At 63.8% G+C, this 15,377-nt stretch carries 14 protein-coding genes; all 14 read right to left on the bottom strand.

The genetic code is table 11. From position 1 onward, the window contains the following. Nucleotides 1–23 precede the first annotated feature (23 nt). The 14 genes from ftsA to mraZ all read right to left on the bottom strand — a co-directional run bounded on the left by ftsA (nt 24) and on the right by mraZ (nt 15,127). Nucleotides 24–1,259, bottom strand: coding sequence for a cell division protein FtsA (gene ftsA, locus H156_RS0105830; protein ID WP_010961649.1), 1,236 nt, complete (start codon nt 1,257–1,259; stop codon nt 24–26). 132 nt (nt 1,260–1,391) lie between these two features. Beyond that, a complete protein-coding gene (locus H156_RS0105825) occupies nt 1,392–2,213 on the bottom strand; it encodes a cell division protein FtsQ/DivIB (RefSeq protein WP_010961650.1) in 822 nt (273 codons plus the stop codon). Continuing rightward, nucleotides 2,183–3,112 carry a D-alanine--D-alanine ligase gene (locus H156_RS0105820; protein WP_017366111.1) on the bottom strand — a complete coding sequence of 310 codons (930 nt, stop codon included), beginning with the start codon at nt 3,110–3,112 and terminating at the stop codon, nt 2,183–2,185. Before H156_RS0105820 ends, H156_RS0105825 begins: the two co-directional genes overlap by 31 nt. A gap of 22 nt (nt 3,113–3,134) precedes the next feature. Beyond that, on the bottom strand, nt 3,135–4,049 hold the full coding sequence (murB, locus tag H156_RS0105815; protein WP_017366112.1) for a UDP-N-acetylmuramate dehydrogenase: 915 nt from the start codon (nt 4,047–4,049) through the stop codon (nt 3,135–3,137). Further along, nucleotides 4,046–5,464, bottom strand: coding sequence for a UDP-N-acetylmuramate--L-alanine ligase (murC, locus tag H156_RS0105810; RefSeq protein WP_017366113.1), 1,419 nt, complete (start codon nt 5,462–5,464; stop codon nt 4,046–4,048). The genes murB and murC overlap by 4 nt, the downstream gene beginning before the upstream one ends. Next, nucleotides 5,461–6,525, bottom strand: a complete 1,065-nt coding sequence (gene murG / locus H156_RS0105805) for an undecaprenyldiphospho-muramoylpentapeptide beta-N-acetylglucosaminyltransferase (protein WP_017366114.1) — start codon at nt 6,523–6,525, stop codon at nt 5,461–5,463. The genes murC and murG overlap by 4 nt, the downstream gene beginning before the upstream one ends. After that, nucleotides 6,510–7,706: a putative lipid II flippase FtsW gene (gene ftsW / locus H156_RS0105800; protein ID WP_017366115.1), complete on the bottom strand. Its 1,197-nt coding sequence runs from the start codon at nt 7,704–7,706 to the stop codon at nt 6,510–6,512. The genes murG and ftsW overlap by 16 nt, the downstream gene beginning before the upstream one ends. Continuing rightward, nucleotides 7,703–9,082, bottom strand: a complete 1,380-nt coding sequence (gene murD / locus H156_RS0105795; protein WP_026046044.1) for a UDP-N-acetylmuramoyl-L-alanine--D-glutamate ligase — start codon at nt 9,080–9,082, stop codon at nt 7,703–7,705. Before murD ends, ftsW begins: the two co-directional genes overlap by 4 nt. 5 nt (nt 9,083–9,087) lie before the next feature. Next, nucleotides 9,088–10,170, bottom strand: a complete 1,083-nt coding sequence (gene mraY / locus H156_RS0105790; RefSeq protein WP_017366117.1) for a phospho-N-acetylmuramoyl-pentapeptide-transferase — start codon at nt 10,168–10,170, stop codon at nt 9,088–9,090. Nucleotides 10,171–10,220: 50 nt separating this feature from the next. Continuing rightward, nucleotides 10,221–11,726 (bottom strand): UDP-N-acetylmuramoyl-L-alanyl-D-glutamate--2,6-diaminopimelate ligase, encoded by a 1,506-nt coding sequence (locus H156_RS0105785; RefSeq protein WP_017366118.1) that lies wholly within the window; start codon nt 11,724–11,726, stop codon nt 10,221–10,223. After that, nucleotides 11,723–13,450, bottom strand: a complete 1,728-nt coding sequence (locus tag H156_RS0105780; RefSeq protein WP_017366119.1) for a peptidoglycan D,D-transpeptidase FtsI family protein — start codon at nt 13,448–13,450, stop codon at nt 11,723–11,725. The genes H156_RS0105785 and H156_RS0105780 overlap by 4 nt, the downstream gene beginning before the upstream one ends. A gap of 29 nt (nt 13,451–13,479) precedes the next feature. Further along, nucleotides 13,480–13,737 carry a cell division protein FtsL gene (ftsL, locus tag H156_RS0105775; protein ID WP_017366120.1) on the bottom strand — a complete coding sequence of 86 codons (258 nt, stop codon included), beginning with the start codon at nt 13,735–13,737 and terminating at the stop codon, nt 13,480–13,482. Beyond that, entirely contained in the window at nt 13,734–14,669 is a 936-nt protein-coding gene (gene rsmH / locus H156_RS0105770) for a 16S rRNA (cytosine(1402)-N(4))-methyltransferase RsmH (protein WP_017366121.1), read from the bottom strand. The genes ftsL and rsmH overlap by 4 nt, the downstream gene beginning before the upstream one ends. After that, nucleotides 14,669–15,127 carry a division/cell wall cluster transcriptional repressor MraZ gene (mraZ, locus tag H156_RS0105765; protein WP_010961662.1) on the bottom strand — a complete coding sequence of 153 codons (459 nt, stop codon included), beginning with the start codon at nt 15,125–15,127 and terminating at the stop codon, nt 14,669–14,671. The genes rsmH and mraZ overlap by 1 nt, the downstream gene beginning before the upstream one ends. Nucleotides 15,128–15,377: the final 250 nt, after the last annotated feature.

The following is a 15,377-nucleotide window of genomic DNA, read 5'->3' as shown; positions in this document are numbered from 1 at the left end:
GCCATCCGGAAAAACCGAAAATCTCAGAAATTTCCCTGAAACCAATTCTTCATGCGCAGCCAGATGCTCCTGAAACCGCCACCTCCCAGCAGGGGGCGCTCCCCGGAAAACAAATGCTGCCGCCCATGCAGCAACAACCCCACTCCCGTGGCGTAGGCCGGATTGCGAATCACGTCGTTGAGACCGGAAACCGTGTAAGGCACGCCCAGCCGCACCGGCATGTGGAAGATTTCTTCCGCCAGCTCCACCAGTCCTTCGACCCGCGAACTGCCGCCGCTCAGCACGATGCCTGCCGCGATCAGATCGTCGAAACCCGCCCGGCGCAGTTCCGCCTGCACCAGCAGCAGCAATTCTTCGTAGCGCGGCTCCACGATCTCCGCGAGATTGAGCCTGGAAATCTGCCGGGACGGCCGGTCGCCGATGCTGGGCACTTCGATCGTGTCTTCGATGTCGGCGAGCTGGGTCAGCGCGCAGGCATGCTTGAGCTTCAACGCCTCGGCATGGGGTGTGGGCGTGCGCAGCGCCACGGCGATGTCGTTGGTCACCTGGTCGCCGGCAATGGGGATCACCGCGGTGTGGCGGATGGCGCCGTCGGTGAACACCGCGATGTCCGTGGTACCGCCGCCGATGTCCACCAGGCACACGCCGAGCTCCTTCTCATCGTCCGTCAGGACGGCTTGGCTCGACGCCAGTTGTTCGAGCACGATGTCGTCGACCTCCAGGCCGCAGCGCTGGATGCATTTCTGGATGTTCTGGGCCGCGCTCACCGCGCCGGTGACGATGTGCACCCGGGCCTCGAGGCGTATACCCGACATGCCGATGGGCTCCTTCACCCCCTCCTGCCGATCGATGACGAATTCCTGTGGCAGGATGTGCAGAATTTTCTGGTCGGCCGGAATGGCGACCGCCCTGGCGGAGTCGATGACACGGTCGACATCCCCCTGGGTGACCTCCTTGTCCCGGATCGCGACGATGCCGTGGGAATTCATGCTGCTGATGTGGCTGCCGGCGATGCCGGCGTAGACCGAGTGGATGCGGAAACCGGCCATCAGCTCCGCTTCCTCGACCGCGCGCTGAATGGAATGAACGGTGGTTTCGAGATTGACGACGACGCCTTTTTTGAGCCCCCGCGAGGGGTGGGTGCCCAGGCCGACCACCTCGATCTGGCCATCCTCATTGACCTCACCCACGAGACAGGCCACTTTGGAAGTGCCGATGTCCAGCCCTACGATTACATTCTTGTCAGACTTTTTGCCCATGAAGTGATATTCGAAGGATGTGTCAGACGCATGCCCAGCCTATTGTGTTCAATAGCCGACCCTGCCGTTCCCCGCCCGACCGGGCGTGTTGTGCGGAAAAAGATTCCCTCTCGTCGATGCGCGGCCGCCGCTTCATGCAGGAGGCTTCCCCCCAAGCTGTTCGAGGGGAGCCTCCACGTCGGGCGGATATGTTTTCCAAACCACCGCGAAGCCGTAAGGATACCTCAAATCGATACTTTGGAGCAGGGCCATGCGTTCTTTTCCCAACAGCGGCAGGAGGGCCAGGAGGCTGGAAATCACCTCGACCGGCTCCCGGCGCCCGAACTCGACGCGGAGGTCCGATTCCAAGCGCAACGACCATGACCAGCGATCGGTCAACCGAAGTTCGGCGACCCGTGTTCCCCAGCTTTCGAACCGTTCATCGAGAGCGATCAGCACCTTGACCAGCCGGCGTTCCTGACCGTCCGGCCCTGCCAGCAGTGGCAGATGTTCGAACCCTCGGGTACTACCGACATGGAAACGGTTCATGCGGTCGTCGATGAAGTCCGTATCGCCCCAGCGCGCCACGGGGCGGTGTTCCCGCACATCCACCTCGAGCCGGTCCGGCCATCGCCGTTCCACCGAAGCTTCGGCCACCCAGGGAATGGTGGTCACCGCCTGCCGGATTTCGGCCAGGGGAACTCCGAAATAGGTGTTGCCGGTGACCAGCTTCTCTCTGACGGTGTCTTCCACCGACGCCGGATCGATATAGCGGAAAGCGCCCTTCACACGGACGGTCTGCACCCGCCGCTCGGCGATCCACGATACTCCCCAGCCGACGCCCCCCCAAATCAGGCAGAGAGCGAACAGCGCCGTCACGGCCGCGCGCGAGCCGCGGCCGGCCGGAACGGCCACATTCCCGGCGCGAGACCGCCGTTGCCGCTTCAGGCGAAGCTGGTTTCCAGGATGTGCCACACCAGCTCCTGAAAATCGATGCCTGCGGCCTTGGCAGCCATCGGAACGAGACTGTGGTCCGTCATGCCTGGCACGGTATTGACCTCGATCAGCCAGGGCTGGCCGCTGCGGTCCACCAGCAGGTCGACCCGGCCCCAGCCGCTGACGCCGACGATCTGGCAGGCCCGCAGCACCAGCGCCTGCAGCTCGGCCTCGCGCCCGGTGTCCAGTCCGCACGGACAGTGGTAACGGGTGGTGTCGGCCCGGTATTTGGCATCGAAATCATAGAAGGCGTGTGGGGTTTCCAGGCGGATCAGCGGCAACGGCACACCCTTGAGCATGCCGCCGGTGTATTCGACGCCGTCGATCCAGCGTTCGGCGAAAACGGCGCAGCCGTAACCGGAGGCACGCTCCCAGGCCTGTGCCAGTTCTTCGGCCGTCGCAGCACGGCTCATGCCTATGCTCGACCCCTCTTCCGCCGGCTTGACGATCACCGGGAAACCCAAGGCCTGCCGGCAACGCTCGAGATCGTCGGGCGAATCCAGGCGCAGCCAGGGGGGGGTCGGCAGACCGGCTCCCGTCCAGCACAGTTTGGTACGCAGTTTGTCCATACTCAGCGCGGAAGCCAGCACACCGCTTCCGGTGCAAGGAACCCTCAAACAAGCGAGGGCGCCCTGCAGCACGCCGTCCTCGCCGCCGCGTCCGTGAATGACATTGAACACCCGGTCGAAGCGACGCTCCAGCAACGGGGCGATCAGGTCTCGCCCGACATCGATACCTTCGGCATCGATCCCGCCGCTCCGCAATGCTTCCAAAACGGCCTTGCCGCTTTTCAGCGAAATCTCCCGTTCGGCCGCCGAACCGCCCATCAGGACTGCGACCTTGCCAAACTCTGATGCCTGCTGAATCCTTTTTTCCACTCGGTTCCTCACAAAAAATGGTTTACGCCTGCGCTTCGCCCACGATTCGGACTTCGGGCTCGAGCCAGACACCGCAGAGCAGGGCCACCCGATCGCGCACTTCCGCAATCAAGGTCTCGATGTCAGCCGCCGTCGCATCCCCTGAGTTGACGATGAAATTGGCATGCTTGAGGGACACCTGGGCCCCACCCACGGTATGCCCCTTAAGACCGCAGGCCTCAATCAGGCGGGCGGCGAAATCGCCGGGCGGATTCCGGAACACCGATCCGCAGCTCGGCTGATGGGTCGGCTGAGTCGCCGAGCGCCGCGCCAGCAGGGCCTTGATGCGCTCGCGCCCGGCGCGCCCGTCGCCGGGCGCGAGTTCGAGTTCCGCCGCCACAAACCACTCCCCTTCCGGCCCTTGCACATGACGGTAGCCCACTTCGAATTCCTCGGGGGCCCGCCAGATCATCCGGCCGCCACGGTTCACCGTGAGCACGCGTCGCACCAGGCTCCAGGTCTCGCCCCCGAACGCGCCGGCGTTCATCGCCAGAGCACCGCCCAGGGTGCCGGGAATGCCGGCCAGGAATTCGGCGCCGACCCAGTCCCGCTCGGTACAGAAGCGGGCCACATGAGCACAGGGGATACCGGCTTCGGCATAGACGCAGGCAGGGCCCCGGGCTTCGATGACGCGCAGACGGTTCTTGGTGCAGACCACCGTACCGCGGATACCGCCGTCCCGGACCAGCACGTTGCTGCCTAGGCCCAACCAGAACAACGGCTCCTGGGGCGACAGGGCGCGGAGGAACTGGACCAGATCGTCGAGATCGGCCGGCTGATAGAACCGCTCTGCCGGCCCACCCACCCGCCAGCTGGTATGCCCGGCCAGCGGCTCGTGTTCGAGCCAGGTTCCACGCGAAGGTGCGGCGGTACGGGCAGCGGACTCGCGGACCGTCACGGAACCGCCTCCGATCCCAGACGCTCGGGCAACTGCTGGGCGAGCACGCCGACACTGCCGGCACCCAATGTCATCACGACGTCGCCCGGCTTCAGTACATTCGGCAGGATGTCGAACACCTCTTCCGGCATTTCGGCGAAAATCGGATCGATCTGTCCCCGCACGCGGATGGCCCGGCTGAGGGATCGCCCGTCGGCGCCGGCGATGGGCGCCTCGCCGGCGGAGTAGACCTCCAGCAGGATCAGCACGTCGACCCGGGACAGGACCTGCACGAAATCCTCGAACAAATCGCGGGTCCGCGTATAGCGGTGGGGCTGGAACACCACGACCAGACGCCGGTCCGGCCAGGCGTTGCGGGCGGAATCCAGGGTCGCCGCCAATTCGCTCGGGTGATGACCGTAATCGTCGACGAAGGTGATTTCGCCGTCACCGAAGTTCAGGCAGGCATTGATCTGAAAGCGCCGGCCGATGCCGCGGAATCCCGCCAGCGCCCGCTGGATCACCGCGTCGGCGACACCCAGCTCGGTGGCCACGCCGATCGCGGCCAGGGCATTGAGAATATTGTGGTAGCCCGGCAAATTGAGTGTGATTTCCAGCGGTTCGGCGCCCTGCCGCAGCACGCTGAACCGGCTCTGCAGACCGAGACGCTGGATGCCGACCGCGCGGATGTCGACACCTTCCCTTTCTCCATAGGTGCGGTATGGCTTGCTCAGGCGCGGCAGGATGTCACGCACGCCGGGGTCTTCGGCACACAGCACCGCCGTCCCGTAGAACGGCACATGGTGGAGGAACTCGACGAACGCATCCTTGAGCCGGCCGAAATCGTTGCCGTAGGTGCCCATGTGATCCTGGTCGATGTTGGTCACCACCGCGATCATGGGCTGGAGATGCAGGAACGAAGCGTCGCTCTCATCGGCTTCGGCGACCAGATACTCGCCCTGGCCCAGCTGGGCATTGGCACCCACACTGTTCAACCGGCCGCCGATCACGAAAGTCGGGTCCAGCCCCCCTTCGGCCAGGATGCTGGCGGTCAGGCTGGTGGTCGTGGTCTTGCCGTGGGTGCCGGCCACCGCCACGCCGTAACGGAAGCGCATCAGCTCCGCCAGCATTTCGGCCCGCGAGATGACCGGAATCCGGGCGGTCCGGGCGGCATCGATCTCCACGTTGGACTGCTCCACCGCACTGGAAACCACTACGACGTCCACGGTCTCGACATGGCGGGCCTCATGCCCGATCGAGATCACGGCGCCCCGCTCGGCCAGGCGGCGGGTATTGGCGTTCTGCTGCAGATCGGAACCGGATACCCGGTAGCCGAGATTCAGCAGGACCTCCGCGATACCGCTCATGCCCGCGCCGCCCACACCGACGAAATGGATGCGGCTGATCTTCTTCATGCCTTCGGTTCGGGGTGTCATGCGCCGGCCTCCTCCAGACAGACCTTCGCGACGCTTTCTGCGGCATCGTAACGGGCCAGGTTACGTGCCGCCGCGCTCATCGCCTCGAGCCGGTCGCGTTGGTCCAGGAGTGCGCGGATCTCGACCGCCAGCGATACCTCATCGAGGGACGACTGCGGCATCAACACCGCCGCACCCGCCGCCGCCAAATAGTCGCCGTTGGCAGTCTGGTGATCGTCGATGGCGTAGGGGAAAGGCACGAGTATGGCAGGCAACCCCGCCGCGGCCAGTTCGCTCACGGTCATGGCGCCGGCACGGCATATCGCGAGGTCGGCCCAGCCATAAGCCTCCTCCATGTCCTCGATGAATGGGTCCACTTTCGCGGTCAGTGCGAGCTGCTGGTACAAATCCTGGGTTTCCTGGAACATGGCCTGCCCGGTTTGATGACGAATCGCGACCGGCTCCCCGCCTAGGCGCGCGAGGGCCCGCGGTACGATGCGGTTCAAGGTCTGCGCGCCCAGGCTCCCGCCCAGGACGAGGACGCGCCGGCCTTCACGGGCCGTATGATGGTCTCGAAAGGTTTCTATGCCCTGCCGCAAGGGATTGCCGGTGCAGACGGCGCCGGCGGATGCCTGGAAGGCGCCGGGAAAGGCCTCCAGCACCCGGTTGGCTATCCGGGACAACCATCGATTGGTGGTGCCGGGAATCCGGTTCTGTTCGTGGATGATCAGCGGAATGCCGAGCACCCGGGCCATGAGTCCGCCCGGACCGGCAACGAAGCCGCCCATGCCCAGTACGGCATCCGGCTTTCTGCGGCGAAGTATACGCAGGGCCTGCAGACAGGCCAAGCCCAGCATGGCCGCGGCCTTCGCCTTGGAGGCCAAGCCCTTGCCGCGTATGCCGCTGACGCTGAGCCAGTCGATCGGATAGCCGGCGGCCGGCACGACCCGTGCCTCCAGGCCAGTCCGGGTCCCCATCCAGAAAACCTCGGCGCCCGCCCGGCGCAGTTTGCCCGCCACCGCCAGCGCGGGAAAGATGTGGCCGCCGGTCCCCCCGGCGAGAATCACTATACGCCGGGCCATAGACCCTTCCGGCCGTTGCCCAGAAAGCTGGCCACCGCCTCGCTGCGGATACGGAACAGCAAGCCGATCGCGGCGCAGACCACCATCATGCTGCCGCCACCGTAACTCATCAGCGGCAGGGTCAATCCCTTGGTGGGCAGCATGCCCATGTTCACCCCCATGTTGATGAAAGACTGCAGACCCAGCCAGATGCCGATGCCGTAGGCGAGGAAAGCGGCGAACAGATTGCCGCTGCGCTCGGCGAGCCGACCGATCGCCAGCGCCCGCCATACCACGATGGCGAACAGCAGGATGACCGTGGTGGCTCCCCACAGGCCCAGCTCTTCGCCGATCACCGAAAACAGGAAATCGGTATGGGCTTCGGGCAGATAGAACAGTTTCTGGACGCTGGAACCCAGGCCAACCCCCTGCCACTCGCCACGGCCAAAGGCGATCAGGGCCTGAGTCAACTGAAAACCCGAGTTGAGCGGATCGGCCCAAGGGTCGAGAAAGCTGAGCACCCGCCTGAGCCGGTATTCGGCGGTGTAGATCAGCACAGTCCCGGCGACCGCGACCAGTCCCAACAGACCGACGAACACCCAAAGGCGGGCACCCGCGAGAAACAGCATCCCCAAGGCAGTCGCCATGACTACCGCGGTGGCGCCGAAGTCGGGTTCCTTCAGCAGGAGGACCGCGCCGATGGCGAGCAGGCTCAAAGGAAAGATCATCCCCTTGACCGAGGTCCTGACGGTTTCCAAGTGCCGGCTGATATAGCCCGCCACGTAGATCGCCGCCACCAGTTTGAATACCTCGGACACCTGGACACGCAGCCCGAACAGGTTGATCCAGCGCACACTGCCGTTCACCGACTTGCCGACACCCGGGATGAGGACCAGGACCAGCAGAGCGATACCCGCCCAGAACAGCGACCTGGAATGCCGTTCCAGGGTGTCCAGGCGGACCCTCGCGGCCCCCCAACCCGCCGCCAGCCCCAGCAGGATATGCACGAGCTGATGTTTGGGGAAATAAAAGCTGTCACTCGCCATCTTTTCGCCGAGATGCAGCGAGGCCGAAGACACCATGACGAAACCGAAAAGCATCAGTCCCAGGGATACCGAAAGCAGAACGGTGTCCAGATAGAAACGTCCGGCCCCCCATTTCAACACCAGTCCACGGGCGCCACGAATCGCTTGGGTACTCATGCCAGGCTCCTCACCGTTGCAGCGAAATCCCTTCCGCGCTCTTGATAGTCCTCGTACTGGTCGAGGCTGGCGCAGGCCGGCGCCAGCAACACGGTGTCCCCGCTCTGCGCCACGCCCCTCGCCGCCCGCACCGCCTCGAACATCGTCTTCACCCGGATGGTGGGTACGACACCCTTGAGCACCTCATCGATCAGCGGGCCGTCCCTCCCCATGAGGACAGCGGCCCGCAGCTTCTCCGCCGCCACCGGCACCAGGGAGGAAAAATCCGCGCCCTTTCCGTCGCCGCCGGCGATGAGCACGACCTTCCCTTCCAGTCCGGAAAGAGCCGCGATACAGGCGCCGACATTGGTCGCCTTGGAATCGTTGACATAGGCGACACCGCCGATATCCGCCACCCATTGCATGCGGTGATCCAGCCCCGGAAATGTGCGCAGAACCCCTACCACAGCCTGGCGGTCGAACCCGCAGGCATCGGCAATCGCCACGGCGGCGAGGGCATTGGCCAGATTGTGCCGGCCCTTGATCCGCACCTCGTCGGCGGGGAGCAGCGGAACCCCCTTCGCCAGCAGCCAGGCACGGCCTTCACATCGGGCTAGCGAATAGTCCAGCTCGTCGCCGCTGCCCAACCCGAACCGCGCCACCCGCCTGCCGGGCCGGTACATGGCGGCGACGAGCGGATCGTCCTGATTCAGCACCATCAGGCCCTCGCCGCGAAACACCCGCCGCTTCGCCTCGGCATAGGACGCCAGGTCGGGGTAACGGTCCATGTGATCCGGACTGATGTTGAGCACGGTCGCGACGTCCGCCTCGAGCAATTCCGAGCGTTCCAGCTGGAAGCTCGACAGCTCGAGGACGTACAGCGCCGCAGCCGCGTCCAGCAGGTCCAGCATTGGCGTCCCCAGGTTGCCCCCCACCGCGGCATTGACACCGGCTGCCTTCGCCATCAGGCCCACCAGGGTCGTGACCGTACTCTTGCCGTTCGCGCCGGTGATGGCCACGACAGGCGCCCGCACGCAGCAGGCGAACAGGTCCAGATCGCCGAACACACGCACCCCGCAGCGGTGGCTTTCGCGGATTTCGGCCAGATCCAGTGAAAGTCCCGGACTGACCACGAGATGCGTCGCCGCAGCCAAGGCGCTCCGGCTGAAGTCGCCGAGGAACAGCGGAACATCGGGGAACGCTTCACGCAGCTCCTGCAAACCCGGAGGGGCGAGACGGCTGTCCATGACCGCACATTCGAAACCGTGACAGCGCAGGAAACGGACGGTCGACAGGCCGGTCGCCCCCAAACCCAGCACGATTACCCGGGAACGGACATCGAGGCCGAGACGGACAAAACCGCAGGCCGGATTTTCGTCGATGAGGCGGTCGTGCATGTTCATCAGCGCAGTTTCAAGGTCGCAAGACCGATGAGCACCAAGATGACGGAGATGATCCAGAATCTCACGATCACCCGGGGTTCCGGCCATCCTTTCAATTCGAAATGGTGGTGGATCGGCGCCATACGGAAGATGCGCCGGCCGGTCAATTTGAAAGACAGGACCTGCAGCATCACCGAGACCGTCTCCATGACGAAAATCCCACCCATGATCATAAGCACGATTTCCTGCCGGACCAGCACGGCCACCATCCCCAGCGCAGCCCCGAGGGCCAAGGCTCCGATGTCGCCCATGAAGACCTGCGCCGGATAGGTGTTGAACCAAAGAAACCCCAGCCCGGCTCCGACCAGGGCACCGCAAAACACCACCAGCTCACCGGCCTTGGGCAAATAAGGAATCCCCAGGTACTCCGAAAACTCGCTGTGGCCGGAGGCGTAGGCAAAAATCGCCAGTCCTCCCGCGACCAGCACCGTCGGAAGAATCGCCAGTCCGTCGAGACCATCGGTCAGGTTCACGGCATTGCTCGAACCAACGACGACGAAGTAGGCCAGCGGGACATACAGCCATCCCATGTTCAATACCACCTGTTTGAAGAATGGCACGATGAACTGGGTTTCCTGCGGCGAACTGGCGGTGTGGTAAAGAAACAAGGCCGCCCCGAGACCGAACACCGATTGCCACAGATATTTGTAGCGCGCCGCCAACCCCTTGCTGTTTTTCAGAACCAGCTTTTTATAGTCGTCGACGAAGCCGATGAGCCCGTAAGCCAGTGTCACCAACAGCACTGCCCAGACATAACGGTTGCCGAGATCCGACCACAACAGGGTGCTGACGGTGATCGTCACCAGAATCAACGCGCCACCCATGGTGGGCGTGCCGGCCTTCGACAGATGGCTTTGCGGGCCGTCGTCGCGGATCGTCTGGCCAATCTTGTAGCTTCCCAGGTACCGAATCATCGGCGGGCCGACGATGAAAGAAATCACCAGCGCGGTCAGGATCCCCAGAATTCCGCGGAGCGTGAGATAGTGAAAGACTCTGAACACATCGAAATAGTGTTCGAGCCAGTTCGCCAGAATCAATAGCATCGTATTTCCTTAAACTGCTTCAACATGGGGCATATCGCCCCTGCAAAACCTCAGCCGCCACTGCCGTACCGGGCTGACAACGCTTTTCGGACCTCTTCCCGATCGGAGAACTCGTAGAACACGCCGGCCACTTCCTGGAAAGCTTCGTGCCCCTTGCCGGCCACCAGCACGATGTCACCGTCGCCGGCTTGGGCGATCGCCGCTCGGATGGCCGTCCGGCGATCGCGCACGACCGTGACGGCAGTCTCTCCACAACCCGCGAGAATGTCCTGAACGATGGCATCCCCCGGTTCGCTGCGGGGATTGTCGTCGGTAACGATGACATGGTCGGCGATGCGCGCGGCAATGGCCCCCATCTCCGGCCGCTTGCCCCGGTCCCGGTCGCCGCCGCAGCCGAACACCACCCACAACCGCTCCCGGCAATGCCGGCGCAGACTCGTCAGCACGTTTCGCAATGCGTCCGGGGTATGCGCGTAATCGACGATCACTGTCAGGCCATTTTCGCGAAACCGCTCCATGCGCCCGGGAACCGGGCGGACCCGGCCAACCCGCGAAGCAGCCGCTTCGGCCGGATAACCGAGACCGACCAGAACCGCCAATGTCCCCAGAAGATTCTCTGCATTGAAATCGCCGTACACCGGCGCATCGATCTCGATGGTCCGGCCCGCGCAGTCCACCTTCAGATGCAGCCCCTCCCGCGTCTGCTCCAGCGCCTCAACGCGAAGCACCGGGAAATCCACCGATTCCCCGCCTCCCAGGCTGTAGCCGATCACCTTCACCCCGGCGGGGACGCTCCTCAGAATGGCATCGACGGACGGATCGTCGAGGGTAACCGCGACGAACTCCAAGGCAGGGTTGGCCAAAAGCCCCAACTTGGCTGCCAGGTAAGACTCGAAGGTTCCGTGATAATTGAGGTGATCGCGGGTAATGCGGGTATAGAGCGCACCGCGGCAACGTACCCCGTTGATGCGGCCTTGGGCCTGCCCGTGCGAGGATGCCTCCAGAGCCGCCAGTCGGAAACCCTGGGCCTTGAGCGTCGCAAGTATGGCATGGATCTCGATCGCATCGGGGGTGGTGTGGGCGATCCGCCGCAGGTTTCCGGGTAATCCCCAGCCCAGCGTCCCGATGACCGCAGTCGGATGGTCCGGCTGCAGGGCTTCCGCGATGAAATGGGTACAGGAAGTCTTGCCGTTGGTCCCCGTGACCGCAATGACGTCCAAGGTTTCCGAAGGGTGGCCGAAAAAACGGGCAGCTATGCTGCCCAAGTGACGTCCCAGATCGCGAACCGGGACGGCGAAACCCAGGCCGGGTTCCGGCGCCCTGACACCGGCCCCCGAAGAATCATAGACGACGATGAGCGCGCCCCGCCGGACGGCCTCTTCTGCATACCGGGATCCGTGTTCCCGGCTCCCCGACAACGCGAAAAAGGCGTCGCCGGTGCGCACCGAGCGGCTGTCGAGACTCAGGCCATAGACCGGAATGTCCGGCACGTCCTGACTGTCGGTCAAGCCATCCAGCAGCCACCGCAGGGAGGCCCCGCCACCTTCGCGGCTCAAAAGACTTCTTCCTTCTGGGCCGAAAGAATCGAGGGGCCCATGTCCTGATCCGGCAGGACGTTGAGCAGCCTCAGAGCCGGCTCCATGACCGCGGCGAATGCAGGCGCCGCCACCGCGCCGCCGTAATATTCCCCCGCCGAAGGCTCATCGATCATCACCACGGTGACCAGCCGCGGATCGCTTGCCGGCGCCATGCCTGCAAACACCGAGATATAGCGCGAGGACTGATAACCACCCCGCCCGGCGTTTTTCTTGACCGTTCCGGTTTTTCCGGCGACCCGGAATCCTGGAATGCTGGCCTTGATCGCCGTGCCATCGGCCGAGACCACTCCTTCGAGCATGTTGCGTACGGTCATAGCGGTCTTTTTCGACATCACCCGGACCGGTTCCGGCGAGCGGTCCAGCTTCAGCAGGCTCACCGGCGGTATCACACCATCGCTGGCCAGGGCCAGATAAGCCCGCGCCAGATGCAGCGGCGAGGCCGATACGCCGTAGCCGAACGACAGCGTGGCCTGCGCAAACGGCCGCAAGCCCTTGCGGTCCGGCATGCGTCCCTGGGCTTCACCGGGAAAACCGGTGCTCAAGACCTGCCCGAAACCGAGATCACGATAGAAATCCCAGAACTTGTCCGGCGGCAATGCGAGGGCCATCTTGGTCACCCCCACGTTGCTCGATTTGCGCAGCACCCCGGCGACATCGAGCACCCCGTAATTGTGCACGTCCTTGACCACGTTGGAACCGACGTGCATGAGGCCGGGCGAAGTGTTGATCACTGCATTGGGGCGGAATGCCCCCATTTCCAGGGCACACGCGACCGCGAAGGGCTTCATCGTCGATCCCGGTTCGAACAGATCGGTGATCGCACGGTTGCGGGTGGAGCCGGGCACGGTACCGTTGCGGCTGTTGGGATTGAAAGCCGGCTGATTGACCATCGCCAACACTTCACCCGTCTTGGCGTCGAGCATGACCAGGGCACCCGCCTTGGCCCGGTGCTGCTGCACCGTCCTCTTCAACTCCCGATGCGCCAGATACTGGAGCCGCTGATCGATGCTGATGCTCAGGTCCTTGCCGGGGACGGGCGGACGGACGTTTTCGACATCCTCGATGACCCGACGCTTTCCATCGCGGATGATGCGCCGGGCCCCCTCGATACCCTTCAGATGCCCGTCGAACGCCAACTCCAGCCCTTCTTGGCCATTGTCATCGATGTCGGTAAAACCGAGAACGTGGGCTGTCACCTCGCCGGTGGGGTAATAACGGCGGGACTCTTCTTCGGCATAGACACCAGGCAAACCGAGCGACGTCACCTGATCGGCAAGCTCCGGGCTGACACGACGTTTGACGTAGACGAAGGCCCGATTGGTGCCGGCCTCACCCAGCCGGCGCTTCAGATCCTCCGGCGTCTCTCCGATCAGTGCCGCCAAAGTCTGGTACTGGGCTTCGGTGGCCTCGAACTCTTTAGGATTGACCCAGATCGACTTCACCGGGCAGCTGGTCGCGAGCAGATCCCCGTTCCGGTCCAGTATACGGCCGCGATGCGCCGGCAAAGGCACGACGCCCATGTGCCGCAGGTCGCCCTGATGCTTGAGAAACTGCCGGTCCACCACCTGCAGATCGACGGCCCGACCGACCAGGACCAGCATGGCCGCCATCATGCCGATCAGCAATAGCGACCAGCGCGCGCCGTAATCGCTCTCTCTCTGCGGATTCGTTATGTACATCATTGCACACACCCCCTCATCCCCACATGAGCTCAGGGTTTGATGTAAATGATCGACTCGCGCGCCGGCAGAACCATACCCAGCCGGCTGCGGGCCAGATGTTCGATGCGGCCGTGCTCAGCCCAGGTGTTCTGCTCCAGTTGAAGCTGGCCCAGTTCCACCTCGTACTGATCCAAGGCCAGTTCCAGACGCTGAACCTCGGCGAACAGCATCCGCGTGCGGTATTTCGCATAGACCACGGCGAGCGCCGAACAGACGGCAACCACCGCCAGCAGGAATATTCGTGTCATGCCGCCCGCTTTTCGGCTGCGCGCAACAGAGCGCTCCGCGCCCGAGGATTGATCCGGATTTCGTCGTCTCCGGCCTTGAGCGGCTTTCCCAGAACGGCAAGGCGCGGGCACGAGCGGGTTTCAAAGATTCCCCCGGCCATCTCCCGACCGCGCGCCTCATCCCGCATGAACCTCTTGACGATCCGGTCCTCGAGCGAATGAAACGAGATCACCACCAAACGCCCCCCGGCGGCGAGCACCTCGACCGCCTCGTTCAATCCCTGTTGCAACTGTCCCAACTCGTCATTGACGGCGATCCGGATCGCCTGGAAGGTACGCGTCGCCGGATGCTTGAATTTGTCCTTAAACGGAATCGCGGCTTCGATCAGCCGGACCAGGTCGGTCGTCGTGACGATCGGACGCCGCCGCCGCTCTTCAACCACCGCGCGGGCGATGCGCCCGGCAAAACGTTCCTCGCCATAGTCCCGTAGCACACGGGCCAGCTCCCGCTCGGAAACCTCGGCAAGCCACTCCGCGGCGGTGGTCTTCTGAGTCGGGTCCATCCGCATGTCGAGCGGCCCGGCCCGAAGAAAACTGAAGCCGCGCCGGGCATTGTCCAACTGCGGCGACGATACCCCCAGGTCCATCAGGATGCCGTCGACCCGGCCTGTCCATCCTCTTGCGCCGACGAACCGACCGACGTCCGAAAAACGGCCATGTTCGATGCCAAACCTGGCATCGGCGGACAATCCGGTGGCGCCGGCTGCCGCCACCGCTTCCAGGTCCCGATCGATCGCCAGCAGACGCCCTTCCGGCCCCAGGCGCTCCAGGATCGCCCGGCTGTGCCCGCCGCGCCCGAAGGTGCAATCGACGTAAATACCGTCCGGCCTAACCGCCAGCATCTCGAGCACTTCGGACAGCATGATGGGGAAGTGTCCACTTTCCGCCGCCATCAAAAAGCCAGTGCCCCGAGCTCCGGTCCCATGTCCTCCAATCCTTCGAGGCTCGCCTCTTCCAACCATTCCTGACGGCAGCGATCCCAAAGGACTTCATCCCAAATTTCGAACTTGTTGCCCTGACCGATCAGGACGACCTGTTTGTCCAAGCTGGCGAACCGGCGTAACGGTTCGGGTATGAGGAAACGCCCTTGACCGTCCAGTTCACACTCGGCGGCATGACCGATCAGGAGACGCTGAAGCCGCTTCACCTGTTTATTCAAGGCCGGAAGTTTCACCAGCTTCCGTTCCAGCTCCTCGAACTCAGGCAAAGGGAAGAGCAGCAGACAGGTATCCGTTCCAACGGTGACCACCAGTTGCCCCTCGCAGGACTCCCGGAGTTCCGACCTGTAACGGGTGGGCACCGCCATGCGCCCCTTGTCATCCAGGCTGATGGAATTAACGCCTCTGAACAAGCCGCCCCCAAGCTCCACATTCCCCCAGAAAACCCCACTTTCCACCACCCGTAAACCACTATAGGAACGCGCCGAGGGCAAGTCAAGATGAGCTGCAAAAAAAACTCACCGCCTTGTTTGGTAGCGATTTTTTGTCCGTTTTGGGCGTCCCCGGAAGGACTCGCAGAAGGCCGTCTGCAAACACCTCCCCAGTTGGCGGCGCGACGGGGCGCCCCCTCGGAAAAGCCGGGAAGGAACCCAGGCGAAAGCA

This window comes from Methylococcus capsulatus str. Texas = ATCC 19069, assembly GCF_000424685.1.
GTDB classification, from domain to species: Bacteria; Pseudomonadota; Gammaproteobacteria; order Methylococcales; family Methylococcaceae; genus Methylococcus; species Methylococcus capsulatus.
The sequence above is the reverse complement of the archived record's forward strand: the minus strand, read 5'-3'. Positions and strand labels throughout refer to the sequence as shown.

What these genes read in the sequence shown, in the direction of transcription:
- rsmH (WP_017366121.1), bottom strand. Translation starts at nt 14,669, where the DNA reads ATGGCGGCGGAAAGTGGACACTTCCCCATCATGCTGTCCGAAGTGCTC.
- ftsW (WP_017366115.1), bottom strand. Translation starts at nt 7,706, where the DNA reads ATGAGTACCCAAGCGATTCGTGGCGCCCGTGGACTGGTGTTGAAATGG.
- ftsA (WP_010961649.1), bottom strand. Translation starts at nt 1,259, where the DNA reads ATGGGCAAAAAGTCTGACAAGAATGTAATCGTAGGGCTGGACATCGGC.
- murG (WP_017366114.1), bottom strand. Translation starts at nt 6,525, where the DNA reads ATGGCCCGGCGTATAGTGATTCTCGCCGGGGGGACCGGCGGCCACATC.
- mraY (WP_017366117.1), bottom strand. Translation starts at nt 10,170, where the DNA reads ATGCTATTGATTCTGGCGAACTGGCTCGAACACTATTTCGATGTGTTC.
- ftsL (WP_017366120.1), bottom strand. Translation starts at nt 13,737, where the DNA reads ATGACACGAATATTCCTGCTGGCGGTGGTTGCCGTCTGTTCGGCGCTC.
- murD (WP_026046044.1), bottom strand. Translation starts at nt 9,082, where the DNA reads ATGCACGACCGCCTCATCGACGAAAATCCGGCCTGCGGTTTTGTCCGT.
- H156_RS0105780 (WP_017366119.1), bottom strand. Translation starts at nt 13,450, where the DNA reads ATGATGTACATAACGAATCCGCAGAGAGAGAGCGATTACGGCGCGCGC.
- murC (WP_017366113.1), bottom strand. Translation starts at nt 5,464, where the DNA reads ATGACACCCCGAACCGAAGGCATGAAGAAGATCAGCCGCATCCATTTC.